The sequence below is a fragment of the Yersinia sp. 2541 StPb PI genome, assembly GCF_052217145.1.
GTDB lineage: Bacteria > Pseudomonadota > Gammaproteobacteria > Enterobacterales > Enterobacteriaceae > Yersinia > Yersinia enterocolitica_E.
Genome location: NZ_JAZGQB010000001.1, coordinates 2,754,211 through 2,776,359, shown reverse-complemented (window position 1 = coordinate 2,776,359; position 22,149 = coordinate 2,754,211). Strand labels below are relative to the sequence as shown.

Here is a 22,149-nt window from a genome sequence, read left to right as displayed (position 1 = left end):
CCAAATTACTTGACTGTGTAAGCTCATTGGGGTTAATGAGGCTCATCCTACGGGCTAGCATAAATGCTGTTCAAATCGGTTCCCGACCGATTTGTCATTCACTTGCTGCCTACCTGCCACGCCAATTTCTTTGGGTATACGACAGGGGCGGTGGCTTGAGTCACTGGCTATCAACCCGGAAACAGACTCTTCAGATGCTGGCATGCATCGTCGTAACTGCTGCGTTCGAACATGCCTTGCTGTAAGAAGATTTCCATTTGCGGGTAAAGAGCAATGGCCTTATCCAATAGCGGATCACTACCGGCGGCATAGGCACCCACACTGACCAAGTCTCGGTTACGCTGATAACTGGCAAGTAGTTGTTTAAACTGGCGAACTTGACTGTAATGGTTCTCATCGATCAGTGATGTCATGGCACGACTGATCGATGCTTCAATATCGATGGCCGGATAGTGGCCAGATTCAGCCAGACGGCGTGATAACACCACATGGCCGTCGAGAATGGCGCGTGCCGAGTCTGCAATCGGGTCTTGCTGGTCATCGCCTTCGGTTAATACGGTATAAAATGCAGTAATCGAGCCACCGCCGGTGACACCGTTACCCGCACGCTCCACCAGCGCCGGTAATTTAGCGAATACGGAGGGTGGATAACCCTTGGTTGCCGGTGGTTCGCCGATGGCCAACGCAATTTCACGTTGCGCCATGGCATAGCGAGTCAGCGAGTCCATAATCAGCAATACGTGCTGACCACGGTCACGGAAATCTTCTGCAATGCGAGTTGCATAAGCGGCACCTTGCATACGCAGTAATGGCGATACGTCGGCAGGAGCGGCTATCACTACCGAACGAGCACGGCCTTCCGGCCCTAAAATATTCTCGATAAAGTCTTTTACTTCACGGCCACGTTCGCCAATCAGACCCACCACAATGACATCTGCTTGGGTATAACGCGCCATCATGCCGAGCAGCACACTTTTACCTACCCCAGAGCCGGCGAACAGACCCATACGTTGTCCACGGCCAACGGTCAGTAGGGCATTAATCGTCCGCACACCGACATCGAGTACCTGCACAATCGCGGTACGTTGCAATGGATTGATTGGCGGGGTGATCAGTGGGGCGCGATAACTGGTTTCTGGTGCAGGTAGACCATCAAGCGGTTTGGCACTGCCATCCAATACTCGCCCCAGGAGTTCCGGGCCGAGCGGCAGTTGTTTACTGGCTGAAGCACCACCGGTGGTCACCCGGGCATAGACTCTGGCTCCTGGCACAATGCCTTCGACTTCTTCCAACGGCATCAGAAACAGGCGATGGCCGTTAAAACCGACCACTTCACTTTCAACTTCCTGCACTTCGCCGTTATCGTGGCGCTCAATCAGACAAGTTGCGCCCAATGGCAGTTGTAACCCTGTGGCTTCCAAGACTAAACCGGTGGCGCGAGTCAACCGTCCGTAGCGGCGGATAGTGGTTGACTGGCTGATGCGCTCTTCGAATTTATCTAAAGAGGCGAGCCAACGACCAAGGCGCGCGGTCATCATAATTCTCCCGGCGCGGCGAGGCGGCACAACTCATGCCAGCGGGTCGCCAAACTGGCATCCAGATCACCTTCTTCGGCGCTGACTTTGCAGCCACCCGGATGAATTTGACTATCACCCAGCAAGCGCCAGCCATGCAGACTTAAGGTGCTGCCTAAGCGTTGCTCGACGACAGCCAGATCATCGGGATTAACCCGCAGTTGTGGCTTACCGGTGAACATCGGTTCCTGCTGAATCAGTTGTTGGATTTGGGCCAATAATGCCGTGCCATCGCAGATTGCAGGTTGCCCGAGAATTTGTTTCGCGGCGGCCAGGGCCATTTGCATTAACCGCGAGGCTATCACGCTGTCGAGTGCATCAAGGGTACTTTGGAAGTCGTTCACCATCAGTTGCCAGTGGGCAGTCATCGGGGCCAATTGCTTTTGAGCATCGGCCAGTGCCTGTTGATGACCTTCCTCCAGACCGGTCTGGTAACCTTTATCCAACCCTTCTTGTAACCCTTTAGCGAACCCTTGTTGGCGGCCCTGCTTCTCGGCTTCGAGTTGCAGATTTACCAGCGCTTGCTGCTCACTGACCCCGGTTGATTCACTATCGCTACCCGTATCCGGTTCATCAGTAAACAGCATACTGATATCCGGCGCAGCCGCTGGCGGAGTAGTATCCGATGTAGTGGCAAAGTCGTTGAGTGACCAAGGTTGCCAGGGCAGGGCATTTATCCTGTCAGACATAGATATCCTCGCCACCACCAATGACTATCTCGCCGCTTTCCGCCAGACGACGGACGATAAGCAAGATGGCTTTCTGTTCGTTTTCGACCAGTGACATACGTACCGGTCCACGGGTTGCCAGATCGTCGCGCAAGATTTCTGCTGCACGCAATGACATGTTGCTGAGGAAACGCTCGCGCAATGCTTGATCGGCACCTTTCAGGGCGATCAACAGTGATTCGTTGTCTATCTCTTGCAGTAAACGCTGAATGCTGCGGTCGTCGACACTGACCAAATTCTCGAACAGGAACATTTCGTCGATAATTTTTTGAGCCAATTCGCCGTCGTATTCGCGCACTGCATCCATGACCGTCTCTTCCTGTTGTGTTTTCATCAGGTTGATAATCTCGGCCGCTGTGCGGATACCGCCCATTTTGCTGCGTTTGAGGTTCTGGCCATCGAGCAGGTTGTTCAATACTTCGGTCAACTCAGCCAATGCGGCGGGCTGGACACCACCAAAGGTGGCGATACGCAACATCACATCGTTGCGCAGGCGCTCGTCGAACAGCGCCAGTATATCGGCGGCCTGAGCGCGTTTCAGATGGACCAGGATGGTGGCGATAATCTGCGGATGTTCGTCGCGGATCAGGTCGGCCGCCATCTGCGGCTCCATAAAGTTGAGCGTTTCCATGCCACTGGTGGTTTCGCGCGATTCCAGAATATCTTCCAACAAGCTGGATGCGCGCTCTTCCCCCAGGGCTTTTATCAGCACACTGCGCAGGTAATCACTGGCGTTCACGCTCAGTGCGGCATATTGCTCGGCATCGTCTTCAAATTCAGCCAATACATCAATCAGTTGCTGGTGAGAAACCTGACGCATACTGGCCATGGTGGTACTGAGTTGCTGCACTTCGCGCGAGGAGAGGTGTTTAAACACCTCGGCGGCATGGTCTTCACCCAGAGTCATCAGCATGATGGCGCTTTTTTCAGTTCCGGTCAGGCTCATTGGTCATTACTCATCCATTGACGGATAACCAGCGCGACAACACGTGGGTCTTTATCCGCAAGTTCGCGTATACGCTGGGCCTGAACTTCAGCACTCACTCGCTGCTGATTTTTCTTACGTAAGGCCAGCTCTTCTTTACTCTGTTTGGCATTTTCAGACGCTACCGCAGTCTGGACAATGTTATTGACCGATGCCGCAGCCTTATCAGCAACTTGTTTCTTAGCGACCATAGGGCGCACTAATTTGCGCCATAAGATCCATGCCACCAGCAAGATAAGCAGATAACGACCAGCATTTAACATCTGATCAAAGAACGATTGTTGTTGCCAGAAGGGCAGTGTGTTACCGCTGGCATCATCGGTGGCGTTAAATGGTGTATTCACCACATTTAATGTGTCGCCACGATCAGTAGAGAAGCCCATCGCCTCGCGTGTCAGGGATTCCACTTGTGCCAATTGATCTTTGGTCAGCGCAACTGGCTTGCCCGCCTTATCACTGCCGTAATTAACAACAACGGCAACCGAGAGGCGCTGAACCATGCCAGCTTGTTGCTGGGTATGACGGATTGTGCGGTCAACTTCAAAGTTAGTGGTTTGGTCGTGGCGGCTGTTGCTTGATGTCGCTGTCGATTTAGCGGCAGTGGCCGGACGATTAGCCGCGTTGGCATTGTTGGCCGTGGCACCAGCAGCACCAGCAGCACCGGCAGCAGGCGTCGCTGCTGGGGTTTCAATCGGTGCGACCGGTGTGGCAGATGGCTGATTGGATAATGCCCCCGGAACACCACCGACATTGGTTCCCCCTAGTTGTTCACTGGTGCTAACTTGCTGTGAGCGGACCGCGCCTTTGTCGGCGGCCTGATTAGGCTTATACTCTTCATCGGTCTGTTCACGGCTGGCAAAATCAACTTGAGCCGTGACCTGCGCATGCACATTACCGCTACCGACCATCGGGGCGAGTATGGTTTCAATGCGACGTTGGAAGCGATTTTCAACTTCGTTAGTAAATTTGAGTTGTGCGGCGTTTAAATCACGGCCCGCACTGTCGGATTGCGTCAACAAACGGCCGGTTTGGTCAACGACAGTCACGTTACCCGGCGGTAAACCGGCCACGCTACTGGAGACCATATATACGATGGCGTTAATCTGACCATCATCAAGGGCACGACCTGGTTGCAATGCGAGTGTTACAGAGGCGGTGGGAGACTTTTGTTCCCGAACAAAGAGAGAAGGTTTTGGCATTGCCAAGTGAACACGCACATTCATCACTGGCCCGAGGGTGCCAATAGTGCGCGCCAGTTCACCTTCCAATGCCCGTTGATAGTTAACTTGTTCACTGAACTGGCTGATGCCAAATTTTTCCTGGTCCAGCAGTTCAAAACCTACCGCACCGCCTTTAGGCAAGCCTTGTTGGGCCAGACGCAGACGGGTTTCATGCACCTTATCTGCCGGGACCAACAACGCGCCACCATTATCCGCGAAGCGATAAGGGATATTCAGTTGTGTCAGTTGCGTAACGATATCACCACCGTCACGATCATTCAGGTTGCTATAAAGGACGCGATAATCCGGGCTTTTAGCCCATAACATCAGCGCGACAATAATAGCGACGGCTGCAGCCGCAGCAATCAGCAGTGGGATTTTTGGATTCGCGCGTAGGCGTGCCAGTGTTGTCGTAAAAACATTTTCACGATTTTCACCGCCAGTTATCGAGGCATTCATACACGTCCTTGGCCAAGCTGAACAACGTTTGAGTTAGTATTTTTTATGTAACTAATGTGTCGAAACAAAACAGACTCCCAAGTGCTGTGAGCGATAAAGCATCAATAGCTGATCTCCCCTTTTATGGGCATGCCATTATTTGCTGTAAGTGATGAATTCGATGGCTCAATAAGCCGGTATTTTTGTGTCTAATTAGCGGCTTTAGTCCAAAAATGATGTGTTAGGGTGTCATCCTGAAAATAGTGACACGTGGCGAATGGTGAATAACTGCATTTACGGACTCACTTTCCATGTTGTTATTTGACCCATTACATCGTTTGAGGATGAGCATGTCTGTTCAAGGTATTGAAGGGGTTTTACAGCAGTTGCAGGTCACTGCATTGCAGGCATCCGGTTCGGCAAAGATGTTGCCAGCAGAAGCCGGTTTCGCCAGTGAGTTGAAAGCGGCCATCGGCAAAATCAGTGAAAACCAACAGCATGCCCGCACTCAGGCACAGAATTTTGAATTGGGTGTGCCCGGTGTTGGCCTGAATGATGTGATGGTAGATATGCAAAAATCATCAGTATCTTTACAACTGGGCATTCAAGTTCGTAATAAGTTAGTTGCGGCTTATCAAGATGTAATGAATATGGGGGTGTGAGGCTACTTATACCGTCTCATGTGACAGTGCCCATAGATAGAGGGATGCCGTTGTTCCATAGGGTGTGTAACGGCGGCGGTAACGCTCAAAGCGTTCTCGTGGCAGCGTTTTATGGCCATATAGATTCATCATGCCGCGCCGGATCGCTAAATCTCCCCAACTGACGACATCGGGTCGTGCAAGTGAGGAGATCAATAACATTTCTGCGGTCCAGATGCCAACACCGTTGAGGTTTGATAGCTGTGCAATAACGTCGTTATCGGGCAGCAGAGAAATAGCAGATAAATCCAGCGTGCCATTAAGTGCAGCATCTGCAGCACCTTTAATGTATCCCGCTTTCCTCATCGTCATACCACACCCTTGAATAGCCTCTACCGTTGCAGTTGCGACAGTTATTGGCGTCACGACCCCGAGCAATGCGACCAACCGTGAGTTGACCGTTAGTGCCGCCTTGACCGAAATTTGTTGGTCAACGATATTTCTGATCAATGCAGCAAATAAATCAGGGGATAGCGGGCGAGTTATCATCCCCAGCCGTTCGATGGCTGCGGCCATCTTTTTATCACGCCGTTTGAGATGGTTAATTTCTGTTTCACCGTAATGATAGAACATGCCCGACAGCCCCCTGTTATCTACGTAATAAAAATATATAAGTAGAAAGTTAAAAATCATAGCGCTAATTCTAGCTGCTGCACACTCTGTTTGTTGCTGATGTTTTTTTACAATTGAGAATTATCTGACCACTATCACTGCTATATTTATTATTCATCTATTTAAAAAAGAATGCTTCATTTAGGTACATATCAGCTATTAGCATAATGAGGATTAGATAATGAGTGAAGAAAATAGAAAGACAAACAGTGATCCCTCATCGAAAACGGGTGAGAAAGCTTTTCCGACAAAGGTAGGTTATATAATCGGGATTATTATTTTATTTATTGCTGTAAGTTATATGTTTATGTATTGGTAATTAGCTGAAAAAAGAATGGGTTATGCCTTATAAATCTAATGAATTACTACCAGACTCAGTGAGGAGTGTTCTCCCCGCCCATGCGCAAGATATATATCGTGCGGCATTTAACAGTGCATGGGATCAATATCAGGACAGTGATGAACGGCGCGGACATGACTCGCATGAAGAGACTGCCCATAAAGTCGCCTGGAGTGCGGTAAAACAAAGCTATCGTAAAAATGAGAGCGGTGAATGGAGTAAAAATAACACTCACCACTCAGGAAAATAACACGCCTTGTCGTTATCCTGTCTTTGCCAATGAGATATTCTGGTGGCCAATTTTTTGCAATAATACAGGAATATCAATTGGATCAATTTTATCTGCTTGTAGATAAGCAACGGCATATTCGTGCCAGATACCCGATTGCAGGAACAAAATAAACAGTTCCCGGTCCAGATGATTCTCATTCACCATGTTGACCATGATATTGAGGGCTTCAGACAACAACTTCCCTGGTTTATAAGGTCGATCGGCAGCCGTCAGAGCCTCAAATACGTCAGCTATGGCCATCATCCTCACCGGAATACTCATCTGTTTATAGGTGAGCTGATAAGGATACCCTTTACCGTCCATACGTTCATGATGCCCACCCGCAATCACTGGGACATTTGCCATGGTTCGTGGGAAGGGGAGTTTATTTAACATCACGATGGTCTGCATGATGTGTTCGTTTATTTTATAACGATCCTCGTCTGTCAGGGTGCCACGGCGAATACTGAGGTTATAAATTTCGCCACGGTTATAGAGGAACCTCGGTTCTTGTACTTTGAAATCAAAATATTCCGGGCGTTTATTTTTATTATCACGGAAAATAATATGTTCATCTTTATCCGCCAGCATCGGCTCCTGTACCGGCAGTGGAGCGGCGGGTTGTCTGGCTTTACGCACTCGCTCTTCTTGGGCGATACCTGCATTATCATCTAATGTGCGAGTCCAATGGTAAGCGGCAATTTGCTGGATACGCGCGATAGCTTCGTCAGACATATACTCGCCACCCACATTGCAGTTGGCAATAAAGTAAAAATCTTCATCTAATTGGCGTAATTCCTCAGCTAACAACTGTTGCTCGGCTTCACTGGCGCTCATCGCACCATATTGGCGTAAGAAGGCGATTTCTTTCTCACGTTTTAAGACTTCAAACCGCATGCGTATTTCATGGATGCGATCATAAATTAGCTCCAGTTTTGTTGATTTATCGACTACAAATTCCGGCGTGGTAATCTTGCCACAGTCATGTAACCAGCAGGCTGTATGTAACTCTTCCCACTCATTCTCTGATAACGTAAAGTTGGCGAAAGGCCCCTCTTTAATATTGACTGCGGCACGGGCGAGCATTTTAGTTATTTCAGGCACACGCTGGCAATGCCCACCGGTATAGGCACTTTTGGCATCGATAGCTCCGGCAATAAGCTCAATAAATGCGTTGAGCAGGTTTTTTTGTTCTTGCAATAATCGCTGTGTTTCTACTGAAACTGATAAACTGCCCACCAGGGCATTAACTAATTGAATTTTTGAGCGTTCACGCTCAGCATTTAGCTCATAAGGGTTAAATAACAGTAGGAATCCGAGCAATTGGTTATCATGGGTCTTCATCGGTACGGCAACAAAGCGGAGGGGCAAATAAGGTTGTAGGAAGTCATGTAATTGGCTAAAGATATTATCTTTATTGAGCGTTCCTACAATGGTTTTCCCTTCGAGTACCGGCAGGAAAGTCGTGAGATTGTCTTCTTTAATTTGTAATGAGGACATTTCTGCTACCGGGATATTTTCACCATTCCAGCGAAATGCCGTTGGTGTGAAGGTTCCCTCATCTTTATCTGACAGAAAAATAATCCCTCCGGTCATGGCAGCAATTTCTGTGGTTTCACTTAATAGCCCTTGCATCTGCCGGAAGAAATTACTTTCTGCTGTCAGCATATTTCCCATCGAAATAAACTGCTTCAGTGTTGATTTCATTTTTGACATTGACTTGTGGAGCTCGTCAACTTCCTCAATCACAGAGCGTTCTAATTCGCGCTCTTCGAAATGGAGATTGCTGATGGAATCCGCGTCCTGGCGTAGACGAATAAGGGGTTTGGATATTTTTCTGGAGAAATACCAAACTAACGGCAAGCTGAGCATTAACAGAATAAATGCAATAAAGGTTGAGTGATTACGAATAGAATTTGCATCGGCTGTCAGATAGCTGGCGGGTGTCGCAATAATCAACTGATAGGCATTGCCGTTGCTATTAATCTCAACAACTGAGCCGAACCAGCGCTGATTTTGTGCTTCAAACATGATACTACGATTAGCATTGTTTGCCGGTGAGTTGCTAGCTGTCTGACTATTCTTTTGACTATTGAGCAAAACTTGCAATACAGGGATTTGCCGGTCTGCATTGGTGTTATCTGCCGCCTTATCTTTAGGTTTTGGCAGGCTAGCGATAACTTCACCATGGGAATTAATAATAATGGCCTGGCTACCTGGCGGTAGATTTTGTTTTATTAAAAATTGCGAAAGTGAAGCCAGGGAAACGTCCAATCCAATGATTGTCTGTTTATTCTCAGCTTGACGGCTATAAGTAAAACCGACTTCTCCGGTGCCTTTAAAAATATAAATAGGAGAGGTGATCAGCATAGGACTTGCGGCGGCCAGAATAAACCAATCCCGCCGCCGTGGATCGTAGTTATCATTTTCACGCGGCATAACAGCAATCACTCGCTGCTGCTTATTAAGATAAATAAAACGTTTCTCCGGTAAACTATCAAGAAAACGATTACTTTGAACCATCCATTCGGCATCTTCAGGGGCATGGAATAATGTACGGTTAGCTTCCGTTAAACGCCGCAGCATAAAAAAATCACCATTAGCATAGGCGCTATACACGGCACTGGCATAACTATTCTGCTTCAGAATTTCAATAAATTTATCGATAAAGGCCATTCGTTGTTCAAGGGTCGATAGTTCTGTGATTTGCATACTGGCAAGAATATTAACCGACATTATCATTGGTCGTGTTACGGCATCCAATTCAGCGGCAATCGCCTCTCCGGTTTTTTGATACTGCCGATTGGTGCTGATTTCAGTCAATTTAGTCAGTTGGCTATGACCAAAAATAATAATGACGGTACCTATTGAGACGATCAACAAGGTGAAGAGAGCGGCAATCTGGATATGCAAAGGATAGCGGTTTTTTAGCCCGAATAGATTACTTAGCATCATAGCCATCCCGGAAGTTTATTATTTAATTACTTATAATCATAGAATGTACTGACATAATCAGCATATTCCCCTATCTTTCAGTAGGTTGTATGTAATTGCATGATTGTAAAAGCTTTGTTTTATATTGCATCGGAATTGTTGGATGAAAAAACCAATCACAGTCAGAAAAAAAATGTTTTAACGTGCAGAATATCTAAAAGCAGTATTTAGCAGCCCGATTTTTAGGCGGTTAAAAGGACTTGATGAGTCGAATGGGATGCAGCGAATTTACTGACCGGCATTAAACAGGCCATATCGGAAATTATTAAAAGTATCACCTCAATAGGCTCATATTGGCCCTAAATCAGACGCATGCAGACCTAAATAGCGATGATAGCTGTCAGGGGGTGGATCATTATCTGTCGGATGTAAGCGATGGTGCCCACGGATGGCGGTAGGGGCAAAGCCAAAACGTTTGCGAAAACGTTCAGCAAAACGTGATGCACTCTCGTAACCCACTTGGCTGGCTATTAATGATATTGGCCAATCAGTACCTTGCAATAAACGCAATGCACTGGTCATGCGGACATCAATCATTAAGTCACGTAATAATATTTTTTCGGCAGCTAATTTTCGGCGTAATACAACTTCGCTCATCGCCATATGGTCTGCAACTTCTGATGCCGACCATATTTTGTATGGATCTGTCGCCAAACAACGGCGCACTCTCTCACTTAACGAATCACTTTCATTTAATATAAATTTAACGCCACGCTGAGCCAACCAAAGTAACAATTCAAGCATGCGGTGTCTGACGATAGTTGGCGGAATATCACCAATGTCAGATATTGCTTTAAACGTATTGCCGAATGTATTGATGAATTCAGGTGCTAAATTACGTACCGGCATAACGCCTGGAACATACCCAAGACCAGCGGATGCTGGATGATTGGCAAAGGTAGCAATCAAACGGGGATCACAGCGAAGTTGGTGGCTAAAAAATAGTCCGTCGTCAGATAAGCCATTAATTACATCAACTGTTTGACCACTACTCACTGCGACTATTTCACCGGCTTGTATAATACATTCCTGATTATCCCAGCGAATGATTTTGTACCCACGGTTAACCATAATGAGCAATGGATGCTCAATATAGACGGAGGTGAGTAGTAGCTCTGTGTGTTGAATAACATGTGCCGAGCTACCCACACCGGGGCAAAAATTAATTGTACGTTCCATCGATATTCATTTCACAATTTTAGCCTGAGAATATCTTTACGCTTTGAGTGGCAGAGTAGCAACTCATTTTAATAGAAAATTTACAGCAACTGGCTATTTTAGCGAAAAATATTAAGGGTGAGAATAATAGCCAGCTCGATATGAGTGATTGTTACTGTCAATATAATCCCATGTTAAAAACAATGACAATAAAAATTACTTCCCATGTTAATAATTGCAGTGGCATGTAATTGCTTTGCAACAAAGGGTATAATCATTTTCGATAACGGGCCGCTACTGTGTTTCACCCAGCAGCAATGCATGGTCAGGAAATTGACCATAAGTATTATTAACCACTTGTTGTCGAGTGGATTGTCCAACTAACTCACTGAGTGCATCCAGGCGTAACTGTAATAAACGCTTTATTTCTACTTCATTATCCAAAATAGCTCTTAGTTTATCCCGTAATAACTCTTGTAATGCCTGAGATGAGCATGAGGATATGGTGATATTAGCAGTGCTTTCTACAGCTTTAAGGTAAGTCATTTCGAGATCAACCAGCGCATCCCAATTCCCCTCGATAGCCAGCATTAACATTTGCTCACTGAGAGTCAGGATTTGTTGATATTCGGACAAAAGATGCTGGTGACGTTCCATTAAATGGGGTCCTAGTTGGGTTGATAATTGGGGCCGATCTGCCGCCAGGCATCCGCAATATTCTCAAGCAAAGCAGCTACTTCATTTATTGCTTGCTCGTCATTATGCAAATTGGCATGCAGCAAACGCCGTGACATATAATCGTACAAGGCTGACAAATTCTCAGCCATTTCACCGCCTTTTTCTAAATCGAGCCCTGCATTTAAACCATTGTTAATAATATCAATCGCTTTGGATAGAGCGTTACCTTTGCCAGGAATATCTCCTTGATTCATCAGGATGCGGGCTCGAACCAGGGCGCTTTGCGCCCCGTCGAATAGCATCACGATCAATTGGTGTGGGCTGGCACTCATTACACCACTTTCCAGTCCTACCTTGGCGTAGGCCTGGCTCCCTGATCGGTTGTACATGTCCTATCCCTTATGAGGAGAATTGCTGAGTTAAGAAACTGGCGGTATTGTTTAACGAACTAACGAGTTTATCGAGTTGTGTAAACTGTGTTTTATACCGTTCGATCGTGGCAGTGATACTCTCCGTTGTTGCCGTGACCTGTTTATCCAGATTTTTTAACGTTTTGTTGATGCCATCAGTCACTGTTTTCAGTGTGCCTTTGGTGGTATCGAGCGCAGTATTTAGCAAAGTGTCCGTCTGAGTGGCGAAACCGGTGGTTTTACCGTCACCGACAAAAAATGCAGTAACACTGTTTGGTTTATCTTTTAGTGCGGCATCAAGCTTGGTTGAGTCGATGACTAATTTACCGTCGAGATCTTGCGTAATCCCCATGCTAGCCAAGGTTTTTAAATCCCCCGCTTGTGAAGAGGCCAATTGACTTTTTAGCTGTGTCTGAATATTACGCAATACACCATCGCCAACCAATGCACCGTTACCAGCCGCCTGGTCTTTACCCGCCTCTACCGCGGTATATTTAGTTAAAGAACCAAAAGTCGATTGCAACGAGTTATAGGCGTCAACAAAGCTTTGTATGGCGGCTTTAGTGGCTGAACTATCACGGGAAATAACCAGTTGTTCCGGCTCGTTGGTTTTCGTGAGTGCTTTTATATTAATGGTGACGCCCTGTGGCGCGTCAGTGATCGTGTTACTTTGGCGAGTAATATCGACGCCATTGACGGTTAATTTGGCATCTTCGGCTTTGACTTTCTGTGTCATTGCGCCGCTACCACCAGTGCTACTTGGCGTATAGTTCAGGAAATCATTTAAAGTATCATCGCCAGTCACGCTGATGGTCATTTCTGACTCAGTACCGGTGTCTTTGGCGGTTAACGCTAAATAATAGGTATTGTCATCCGCTTTCATGATACTGGCACTGACACTGCCTTCTTTTTTATTGATGGCATCGCGTATATCAGTCAGTGAAGTCTGCTGGTTAGTCAATGTCACTTCCAGCGGCGTTTCTTTCCCAGGCTGGCTAATGGTAATGGTACGAGTACTATTATCATTGCCTAATTTATCTGTTGCATTCGGGACATCTCCAGACAATAACGACTGCGCTTTTGCAATATTGGTGACGGCAACCGTATAGTTGCCCGCGGTCGCTTTGCTATCGGTCGTCGCACTGAATGCGGTGTTAGAACTACTGACTGCCGTGGTGCTGAGCGTATCTGCTTTCATTAATGCTGCAGAGGCCGTTTCCAGTTTTGCCAACGAACTTTGTAACACACCGTAAGCCGTGAGTTTGCCTTTATAACTGGTCTGCTGGCTGGTTAGCGGAGTTAAACGAGTCTGCTCTGCTGCCGTTAGCTTATCCAGCAAAGAGCTTAAATCCATATTTGACCCGATACCCAGCGTACTGATACTTGCCATGTCTAATCCTTAATATTCAAGTGTCGTTACGGGGTTATCGGCCAGGGAAAGGAAAAGTTTACACATAAAATAGAATTTATGATGGCTGGAATAACGGGGGATAACAGGGGGCTATTTGCCCTATTGAATAGAGCAGTAATTAGAGAAGAGATAAAGAATAATTTTTAGCGAAATTTAAAATTATTTCGCAGAATGGCTAAAGGTTCCTTAAAGAGCGCCGATACAAGTTGTGACGGTGATGAAGCCGTGGGCAGTAAGCCCAAATCATAACCCAATTGCATTTAAGGAATTCACTATGTCAGTAATTAATACTAACATCCTGTCTCTGAATACTCAGAACAACATGACTAAATCTCAGACAGCTTTAGGCTCCGCCATTGAGCGTCTGTCTTCTGGTCTGCGTATTAACAGTGCCAAAGACGATGCTGCGGGTCAGGCAATCGCTAACCGTTTCACTTCTAACATCAAAGGCCTGACTCAGGCAGCACGTAACGCTAACGACGGTATCTCTGTTGCACAGACTACTGAAGGCGCGCTGAACGAAATCAACAACAACTTACAACGTGTTCGTGAGCTGACTGTTCAGGCATCTACCGGCAGCAACTCTACCAGCGACTTGTCTTCAATCCAAGACGAAATTCAATTGCGTCTGGACGAAATCGACCGTGTATCTGCTCAAACCCAGTTCAACGGCGTGAAAGTTCTGAGCCAAGACACCAAAATGTCTATCCAGGTTGGTGCTAACGATAACGAAACTATCGATATCAGCCTGAAAGAAGTAACGTCTAAAACCTTGAATCTGGAAGGCTTCAACGTAACTGGTCCTAAAGGTGGTGCTGCAACGACCGCTTTAGCCGCCGCTGATTTCCAGAAAGCCTTTGGTTCAACCACCAGTGTTACGGGTGCAACTTCAGCAGAGAAAACCCCTGGTGATTTGGCAAGCCGCTTGGGCTTAGCTTCTGGTAGCGTAGCTGTTGCTGGTGCGCCAACTAAAGATAGCGCAGGTAACTGGTTCACTAAAGTAGATATCACTCCAGCCTCAGCGACTGAAGCTAATAACCTGAAAGCTAATGGTTTTGATATTACTAGTGGTGATACTAAATCCTTCTATATCGCTGTTGATCCACAAACAGCAAACACCGCTACAGCGGGCACCGCAGCGGTTACCATTGATACCTCTACGCTGAGCCTGAAAAAACTGACCACTGGCGCGACCAGCGATCCGTTGAAAGCACTGGATGCCGCAATTTCAGATATCGACGTTCAGCGTAGCTCCCTGGGTGCGGTACAAAACCGTTTCCAATCTACAGTAACTAACCTGAACAACACTGTTAACAACCTGACTGCTGCACAAAGCCGTATCCAGGATGCTGACTATGCAACTGAAGTGTCTAACATGAGCCGTGCTCAGATCCTGCAACAAGCAGGTACTTCAGTATTGGCACAGGCAAACCAGGTTCCACAAACTGTTCTGTCTCTGCTGCGTTAATATCGATTATCGCACTGTATATTCAACCCGGCTTATGCCGGGTTTTTTGCTTTTAGGGGCATATCTGGCGTCTTTTCTGCCGTTAATTAATAGCGGCCCTATGTTAATTTGCCCCATTACTTTTTTTAGCGTCTGAGCGTTATTTAAGGACACCCTCCATGCCGAATGTTTTGATAACCACCCACCAACTTCTTAATTTGCAAAGTGAAGCGCTAGTCACGCTTGAGTTGATTGAATACTTCATTTCAAAGGGCTGGCAAGTGGATGTCACAGCACAATCTTACGGCGGGGATTGTCAAAAAGAATTAGAAAAGCGGCACTATGGCAATCAGCTCATTATTTCCGACCAGCAAGATTATGAATGGAGTAATGATTACCAGATTATCTGGATACAAAATTCGGTCTTGAGTTCCAGCCTCCTCACATGCCTGGAACAACAAGGGACGGACGCTTTTATCGTTTGGAGCCATACAGCGGCAGGCACCGATTTACCGGTCAATGTCGCCATGGAAAATCGTCTGGCAGACCTAATTTTGGCCCGCACACCTCAGCATAGGGTGACACTCAGTCAAACGGGTCTCAACGCTGAAAAATTGGGTTTCGGCCATTGGGTACCACAACGCTATTGCTCACCATTATGTCATGAGCTTAACAACTCTCTTTCCCGTGTATTGGTACTTTCTCAGCAGCTACCTGACGATATCGGCGTGTTTTTAGATGCGTTGTCAGCGGCAGGGATCGATTGTGATGCTATGGAGTACCGCCAATTAACGCCAGAAATTGTAGCGTCTTTTGATGTGGTTATTACCGCGGCAGAAGGGGCCACACTGGCGCTTTGCATGGGAATTCCGGTATTTATTTATGGTGAGCGGGGCGGAAACGGCTATGTTGACCATGCCAATATGGCATCACTTATCGATGAGGGTTTTTTAGGCGTTAATGGTGGCAAAACATTTGAGTTGTCTGAGATTATTGCCGCTCTGCGTGAGGGATACTCAGCCGCCCAACTGTTTTCTGCATCGCAGCAGCCGCTATTTATCGATAAATATGGGTTTGAATCGCAGTCGGTTAGATGGCTCTCGACTACCAATTCCACACAACGAAAACAGATTAGTGAGCAGGAAGCCAGCCAACTCAGGTTGCATAGCAGAGTGCTTAATACCGAGATTACTCCGGTAGAGACGATGACTAAATGGCAGCAAGAGAGAATTCCCTCGCTTACGCGCACCGCGCTGCTACGCGGGTTGTTAGAAAATAATGGCAGTGCCGGGCGTATTGCGGTGGTGATAATTGACAGTGAAGGTGATAGTGGGGCGATCAGCGCTTCGTTGAGTAGTTTGCGTCAACAGTCTTATCTCGCCAGCCAGATATTGATCGTTTCATCAACACAAAATGAAGTAGATTCAAGTGATAGCGATATTGTAACAATCACATATTCGGATCATTGGGTTGACGCAATTAATCCATTAATGGCCACAATGGATGAGGGTTATGTGTTGTTATCTAATGCCGGTGATACCTTCGAGCCGCAAACATTACTCCTGTTAGCCACTCATCGTGTCTGTCACCCAGAATCTTTAGTTTGCTACACTGACGAAGATATTATTTCTGATGGCGAACCTACGCTGTTGGTATTAAAACCTGATTGTAATATTGATTTGTTACGGAGTTTTCCTTTTATTGGCCGGGCTATGGCGATTAATCCCCACGGTATCAATCAATTAGGGGGGCTAAATAGCGATTATCGTGACCTTTGCCTATTGGATATCGTGTGGCGTTGTATTGAGCATGCCGGGCCATTATCAATAGGCCATATTACCGAAGTGCTACTCCATGCTAAAACACCCTTGACCGAATGGTTGCAAAAAGCAGATACGATTGAGCTTGCTGCTACTGCGGTACAGGCTCACTTGCAGCGCTTAGGTTCTAATGCAACGTTACAATTGGGCAGTGTATCAGGCACTCTGCGTATCGATTATCAACATCAAACCCAACCACTGGTCTCGATTATTATTCCAACCCGTGATCATTTAGATTTCTTGCGCAAATGCATCGACAGTTTGATGGAGAAAACCCAATATTCTCGTTATGAAGTGCTGATTGTCGATAATAACTCACAAGACCTGGCCGCTTGTCAGTTCCTTACGCAATTAGAGGAACTTAGACTTGAGCAAATTCGTGTCTTACGCTGGCCTGCCGCCTTTAATTATTCTGCAATAAATAATTTTGCTGTGGAACAAGCTCGCGGCGAACTACTCCTGTTTTTGAATAACGATATAGAAATTGTGCAAGGCGATTGGTTGACTGTAATGGTTAATCACGCGATGCGCCCTGAAGTTGGCGCGGTAGGGGCCAAGTTAGTGTTCCCGGATGGTCGTATCCAGCATGCAGGATATATTTTGGGGGTAGACAACAGTGTAGGGGCGGCTTTCCAAGGTGAGCAGGGCCGTGAGGGGGGTTACATGAATCGGTTGCAGGTCACCCATAATGTTTCGGCGGTGAGTGCGGCCTGCATGATGATGCGCCGCGAGGTATTTGCTGAAGTGGGGGGATTTAATGAACAGGCTTTCCCTGTCTATTTTGGCGATGTTGATCTGGCACTAAAAGTCAGGCAACAAGGCTATCTCACCGTATGGACACCTGACGCTGTTGTTCGACATTATGGTGGTGCCACACGGTTGTTAAGTGATCGCTTTGCTGTGGCACCGAAACCTGATGAGAGTCATATAAAACCACTCTACCAACATTGGTTACCTCAGCTTGCCAATGATCCGGCTTATCACCCCGCATTTAGCCGCGAAAAACCGGGATTTGAGCTTAATATCATGCAATCCCGTATTCAGCAACCGTTGCCAGGGCGACCACTGCCAGTAGTATTGGCTTGCCATGCAGACTGGTTTGGATGTGGGCACTATCGAGTCATTCAGCCATTTCAAGCACTGGAACAGCATGGTGGTATTGAGGGGGGACTTCACCTCAGACTCATGGATAATATGACTGAGGTTGCGCGTCTTTCTCCTGATGTCATTGTCCTTCAGGGGATTACCGGGGAGCGAATTCCACAGGTTATGCAGCATTATCGTGAACATGTGGGGAGCAAAATTGTACTCGAATATGATGATTATCTGCCTAACATACCGGTAGCCAGTTCTTATCGTCGCCAGATTCCGCAGGATGTTATCAAGCGTATCCGGCGGGCCATTGAGAGTGCTGATTGGCTGGTGGTTTCCACGGCGGCACTTGCTCGGGAATATGCGCCTTTCCATTCAGATATTCGTATTGCACAAAATACCCTTTCCCCTACGTGGTGGAGTAATCTCACCAGCCACCGTCGAACGGGCAAGAAAGCACGAGTAGGTTGGGCCGGCGGCTCAAGTCATGCGGGTGACCTTGCTATTATAAAATCCGTGGTCAAGGCGCTGGAAAATGAAGTTGAATGGGTCTTTATGGGGATGAAACCTGAGGGGGTTAATTGTGAGTTTCATGGCGGAGTGCCAATTGAACTCTACCCTGAAAAATTAGCCAGTTTAAATTTAGATCTGGCGGTAGTTCCTTTAGAACAGAACCAATTCAATGTGAGTAAAAGTAACTTACGACTATTGGAAATGGGGGCTTGTGGAATACCCGTGATTTGTACCGATATTGAACCATATCATGGTGATCTACCGGCGACTCGAATAAATAATCGTTTTAAAGATTGGGTTGATGCGATTCGCATGCATTTGGATGATATGGAGACGACAGCCCGTATTGGTGATGAGCTACGAAGCGCTGTCCGGCAAAAATGGATGCTTGAAGGTGACAACCTAAACGCGTGGTTGCAGGCTTGGCTGCCTAAGCCGTAAAAGATCGGTTATTCGCATAGTAATAGTCCTATTGGCGATAGGGGCTCCATCACCAATAGGACATTCACACACCTGTTCCACACTGAAATTTCCTCTGTTTTGGTCATGATTTTTTATGCCTGTTAATCCCAAGAACAGAGGTACTAAATGGCCTCTAAATCAGGATTAAAAAAGGGATTATCTACGACATACTTATTTGCCATAGGGTTATGTTCGATAGTGTTTATAAAGCAGACATCCCTCACTCATTGAGCAGTATTTATCTCTGAAAGCGTGTTAAACGTAATCGCAAAGTTAGTTTTATGGCGAAAAATACCCAATTCTATCAATGCAGTATCTCAACTAATGCAGCTTTCCATTGAGTAATAACATCATGATTCCAGTCACTCAGCCCTATTTGCCCGCACGTGAAAAATTAGAAAAATACATTGACGGTATTTATCAGCGAAAGTGGCTAACAAATTCGGGGCCATTAGTTGAAGAATTAACACAGAGATTAAAAAAATATCTTGGTGTTGAGCACTTACTGCTGGTCGCCAACGGTACTCTTGCCTTGCAAATGGCATACCGTGCTTTGGGAATCGAAAAAACCATTAATGGAAAACCGGCGGAAGCCATCACCACACCATTCAGTTTTGTGGCGACGGCCAGTACATTGAAATGGGAAAATATTACGCCAGTATTTTGTGATATTGATGCAGAGACTTGGTGTCTTGACCCCACTTGCATTGAAGCTTCAATTACACCTCAAACTAAGGCCATCGTCCCTGTCCATGTATTTGGTAATGCATGTGATGTTGAGGCTATTAAGGCAATTGCTGACAAGTATCAGTTGAAAGTTATTTATGATGCTGCTCATGCGTTTGGTGTTAAGCATAACGGAGATAGTTTATTACTGTGGGGCGATGCCGCTACTTTGAGTTTCCATGCCACCAAGGTATTTCACACCATAGAAGGTGGAGCTATCATCTTTAAAGATAAAGAATCTCTTGATAAAGCTAAAGAACTTATTAATTTTGGTATTGAAGGCCCGGAGAGAATTGTAGCATTAGGCATTAATGCCAAAATGAATGAATTTAATGCGGCGATGGGACTGTGTGTTTTGGACGAAATAGAGCTGAATTTAGCTCAACGTAGTCAAATTTGGCATAATTATGCTGATAATCTTGGTGAACTCATTTCATTTCAGCAGCGCAATAATAATATAAATAATAACTATGCCTATGTTCCGGTTGTGTTTGACACGGAACAGAAAATGTTACAAGTAAAAGACGCTTTAATGGTTGCTGGGATAATGGCGAGAAGATATTTTTATCCAAGTCTCGATAGCCTGGAGTTCCTTAATGAAAAATCACCCTGTCACGTCTCACGAAATATTTCAGCCAGAATACTCTGCTTACCCATTTTCTCCGCTTTGAATTCAGAGTGTCTTGATTTAATCATTAAAACTATAAAGGTTTCTTATGAAAAAAATTCTCTTTCTCGGCGCAGCACCTACACAAATTCCGCCTATCAAATATGCCCTTGAACAAGGACATCACGTTATTACCTGTGATTATCTACCCGATAATCCCGGGCATTGTATAGCACATGAGTCATATAACGTATCCACAACGGATAAAGATGCTGTCTTAGCGTTGGCAAAAACGTTAAAGATTGATGCTATCGTCGCTTATGCGTCGGACCCTGCGGCACCGACGGCAGCCTATGTTGCTGAACAATTAGGTCTTCCTGGCAATCCTTATGCCTCAGTCGAGATTTTGGCACGCAAAGATTTATTTCGTGCATTTCTAAAACAACATAATTTTAATGTTCCGCGTTCAGCTTCTTTTTATGATAAAGAATTGGCACGACAATGGCTGATGGATATCAAATTGCCGGCGTTTATTAAACCGGTAGATTCATCAGGCAGTAAAGGTGTAACCCGACTTGAGTCACTAGATGATTTTGATATAGCTTTTGCGCATGCTTTAACATTTTCTCGAGAGAAAAAAGTTGTTATAGAAGAGCAGATTGTTAAAGCCAGTTACCAGGTTGCAGGAGATGGATTTATTGTTGATGGGCAACTGGTTTTCCGCTGCTGGGCAGATGAGCATTTCGATAAGCTTTGTAATGGCTTAGTCCCCATCGGGCAGTCGTTCCCGACTTCACATGCCAATCATTTACTGGACATAGCACATCAAGAGTCTCAGCGGCTGCTCACACTCCTTGGTATGACAATGGGGGCTCTTAATTTTGATTTTGTATTCTCTCAAGAGGGGGAATTCTTTTTCCTTGAGCTTGGCCCAAGAAATGGCGGTTGCCAGATCCCTGAAGTAATACGTTATTCCACACAAGTCGACCTAATAAAATATACCGTTGATGCTGCATTGGGTCTGGATTGTTCTAGTTTGGCTATGTTGCCAACACAAGGCTATTGGTCAAGTTATATGATTCATGCCCTTGACAATGGATCTTTTGAGTCTCTTTGGCTTTCCGAACGCGCTAAGCAGTATATTGTTGAATTAGATCTATGGGTGAAACCAGGCGATAAAGTCAGAGCGTTTAGTGGTTCTCACGATACATTAGGCTGTATTATTCTTCATTATCCAACGTTAGATATTATGTTGGAAATGATTGATAATATGGAAAAAGATATTCTTGTCTGTGTGAATTAGTCGCTAATATTGTGTTACACAAACCTATGATATCCATCATTATCTTAATTAGAGGTTAATATGGCATTTCTGACAGCAAACGAGTTAGCCCAGATGGGGTTTAAAAAAATAGGGGAAAACGTTAAAGTCAGTAGCCGAGCCTCTATCTATAGACCTTATGAAATAGAAATAGGCGATAATACCCGGATTGATGATTTCTGCCTGATCTCAGGAAGAGTTATTATAGGCAGGAATGTGCATATTGCCGCATTTTCTAATATATGTGCCGGGGAGTGTAGTATTACGTTTGAGGATTTCTCCGGCCTAGCCTATGGATGCCATATTTTTACCGGCAGCGATGACTATAGCGGGAAGTTTTTAACTAACCCGACTATTCCAATAGAACTTAAAGGGCTGGTTGAGGCGGATGTTGTACTCAGGAAACATGTTATCGTAGGTACTAATTCTATTGTGTTCCCAGGTGTTATCATTGCTGAAGGATGTGCTATTGGTGCCATGACATTAGTGACGAAAAGTACTGACCCGTGGGGTATTTATTTTGGCATCCCAGCGAAAAGATTAAAAAACCGGAAAAAAGACTTACTGGAATTAGAGAAAAAATATCTTTCTGATTATGTTTAACCTGACTTTATTCACCTGAAATAAATCGTCACTATTTA

At 45.8% G+C, this 22,149-nt stretch carries 18 protein-coding genes; 8 read left to right on the top strand and 10 right to left on the bottom strand.

What is annotated here, in order from left to right; translation table 11 throughout:
• Nucleotides 1-170: 170 nt before the first annotated feature.
• Genes fliI through fliF form a run of 4 tightly spaced genes read right to left on the bottom strand, consistent with a single transcriptional unit; the run spans nucleotide 171 to nucleotide 4,966 of the window.
• Nucleotides 171-1,535: a flagellar protein export ATPase FliI gene (fliI, locus tag V1953_RS12515; RefSeq protein ID WP_083159149.1), complete on the bottom strand. Its 1,365-nt coding sequence runs from the start codon at nucleotides 1,533-1,535 to the stop codon at nucleotides 171-173.
• Complete coding sequence (gene fliH / locus V1953_RS12510; protein WP_083159148.1) at nucleotides 1,535-2,263, bottom strand: flagellar assembly protein FliH; 729 nt, start codon at nucleotides 2,261-2,263, stop codon at nucleotides 1,535-1,537. Before fliH ends, fliI begins: the two co-directional genes overlap by 1 nt.
• A complete protein-coding gene (gene fliG, locus V1953_RS12505; protein WP_083159147.1) occupies nucleotides 2,256-3,248 on the bottom strand; it encodes a flagellar motor switch protein FliG in 993 nt (330 codons plus the stop codon). The genes fliH and fliG overlap by 8 nt, the downstream gene beginning before the upstream one ends.
• On the bottom strand, nucleotides 3,245-4,966 hold the full coding sequence (fliF, locus tag V1953_RS12500) for a flagellar basal-body MS-ring/collar protein FliF (RefSeq protein WP_083159146.1): 1,722 nt from the start codon (nucleotides 4,964-4,966) through the stop codon (nucleotides 3,245-3,247). Before fliF ends, fliG begins: the two co-directional genes overlap by 4 nt.
• Nucleotides 4,967-5,295: 329 nt before the next feature.
• Between fliF and fliE the strand changes: the two genes are divergently transcribed.
• Entirely contained in the window at nucleotides 5,296-5,607 is a 312-nt protein-coding gene (gene fliE, locus V1953_RS12495; protein ID WP_005189374.1) for a flagellar hook-basal body complex protein FliE, read from the top strand.
• Between the two features lie 6 nt (nucleotides 5,608-5,613).
• On the opposite strand, the gene V1953_RS12490 is transcribed toward fliE, so the two are convergent.
• A complete protein-coding gene (locus tag V1953_RS12490; protein ID WP_083159144.1) occupies nucleotides 5,614-6,219 on the bottom strand; it encodes a DNA-3-methyladenine glycosylase family protein in 606 nt (201 codons plus the stop codon).
• A 220-nt stretch (nucleotides 6,220-6,439) separates the two neighbouring features.
• Between V1953_RS12490 and V1953_RS12485 the strand changes: the two genes are divergently transcribed.
• Together V1953_RS12485 and V1953_RS12480 are read left to right on the top strand one after the other, a co-directional pair.
• Nucleotides 6,440-6,577, top strand: coding sequence for a hypothetical protein (locus tag V1953_RS12485; RefSeq protein ID WP_193784674.1), 138 nt, complete (start codon nucleotides 6,440-6,442; stop codon nucleotides 6,575-6,577).
• Nucleotides 6,578-6,599: 22 nt separating this feature from the next.
• Complete coding sequence (locus V1953_RS12480; protein ID WP_083159143.1) at nucleotides 6,600-6,848, top strand: ChaB family protein; 249 nt, start codon at nucleotides 6,600-6,602, stop codon at nucleotides 6,846-6,848.
• Between the two features lie 12 nt (nucleotides 6,849-6,860).
• Here V1953_RS12480 and V1953_RS12475 read toward each other — a convergent pair whose 3' ends face one another.
• From V1953_RS12475 to fliD, 5 genes are all read right to left on the bottom strand, one after another.
• Entirely contained in the window at nucleotides 6,861-9,821 is a 2,961-nt protein-coding gene (locus tag V1953_RS12475; protein WP_442851321.1) for an HD domain-containing phosphohydrolase, read from the bottom strand.
• Between the two features lie 330 nt (nucleotides 9,822-10,151).
• Nucleotides 10,152-11,042, bottom strand: a complete 891-nt coding sequence (locus tag V1953_RS12470; RefSeq protein ID WP_442850993.1) for a helix-turn-helix transcriptional regulator — start codon at nucleotides 11,040-11,042, stop codon at nucleotides 10,152-10,154.
• 273 nt (nucleotides 11,043-11,315) lie between these two features.
• The gene (gene fliT / locus V1953_RS12465) at nucleotides 11,316-11,678 is read right to left on the bottom strand and encodes a flagella biosynthesis regulatory protein FliT (protein WP_372569027.1); all 363 of its coding nucleotides are present in this window, start codon (nucleotides 11,676-11,678) and stop codon (nucleotides 11,316-11,318) included.
• 11 nt (nucleotides 11,679-11,689) lie between these two features.
• Nucleotides 11,690-12,088 carry a flagellar export chaperone FliS gene (gene fliS, locus V1953_RS12460; RefSeq protein WP_372569028.1) on the bottom strand — a complete coding sequence of 133 codons (399 nt, stop codon included), beginning with the start codon at nucleotides 12,086-12,088 and terminating at the stop codon, nucleotides 11,690-11,692.
• 10 nt (nucleotides 12,089-12,098) lie between these two features.
• Nucleotides 12,099-13,499 (bottom strand): flagellar filament capping protein FliD, encoded by a 1,401-nt coding sequence (gene fliD / locus V1953_RS12455; RefSeq protein WP_372569029.1) that lies wholly within the window; start codon nucleotides 13,497-13,499, stop codon nucleotides 12,099-12,101.
• A gap of 295 nt (nucleotides 13,500-13,794) precedes the next feature.
• On the opposite strand from fliD, the gene V1953_RS12450 reads away from it, so the two are divergent.
• The 5 genes from V1953_RS12450 (at nucleotide 13,795) to V1953_RS12430 (ending at nucleotide 22,111) form a co-directional block, all read left to right on the top strand.
• On the top strand, nucleotides 13,795-14,988 hold the full coding sequence (locus V1953_RS12450; protein ID WP_442850992.1) for a FliC/FljB family flagellin: 1,194 nt from the start codon (nucleotides 13,795-13,797) through the stop codon (nucleotides 14,986-14,988).
• 158 nt (nucleotides 14,989-15,146) lie between these two features.
• The gene (locus tag V1953_RS12445; RefSeq protein WP_442850991.1) at nucleotides 15,147-18,833 is read left to right on the top strand and encodes a glycosyltransferase; all 3,687 of its coding nucleotides are present in this window, start codon (nucleotides 15,147-15,149) and stop codon (nucleotides 18,831-18,833) included.
• Nucleotides 18,834-19,206: 373 nt separating this feature from the next.
• Nucleotides 19,207-20,361 (top strand): DegT/DnrJ/EryC1/StrS family aminotransferase, encoded by a 1,155-nt coding sequence (locus V1953_RS12440; protein ID WP_442850990.1) that lies wholly within the window; start codon nucleotides 19,207-19,209, stop codon nucleotides 20,359-20,361.
• A complete protein-coding gene (locus tag V1953_RS12435) occupies nucleotides 20,297-21,490 on the top strand; it encodes a hypothetical protein (protein WP_372569034.1) in 1,194 nt (397 codons plus the stop codon). The genes V1953_RS12440 and V1953_RS12435 overlap by 65 nt, the downstream gene beginning before the upstream one ends.
• Nucleotides 21,491-21,550: 60 nt before the next feature.
• On the top strand, nucleotides 21,551-22,111 hold the full coding sequence (locus V1953_RS12430) for an acyltransferase (RefSeq protein WP_372569035.1): 561 nt from the start codon (nucleotides 21,551-21,553) through the stop codon (nucleotides 22,109-22,111).
• Nucleotides 22,112-22,149 lie beyond the last annotated feature (38 nt).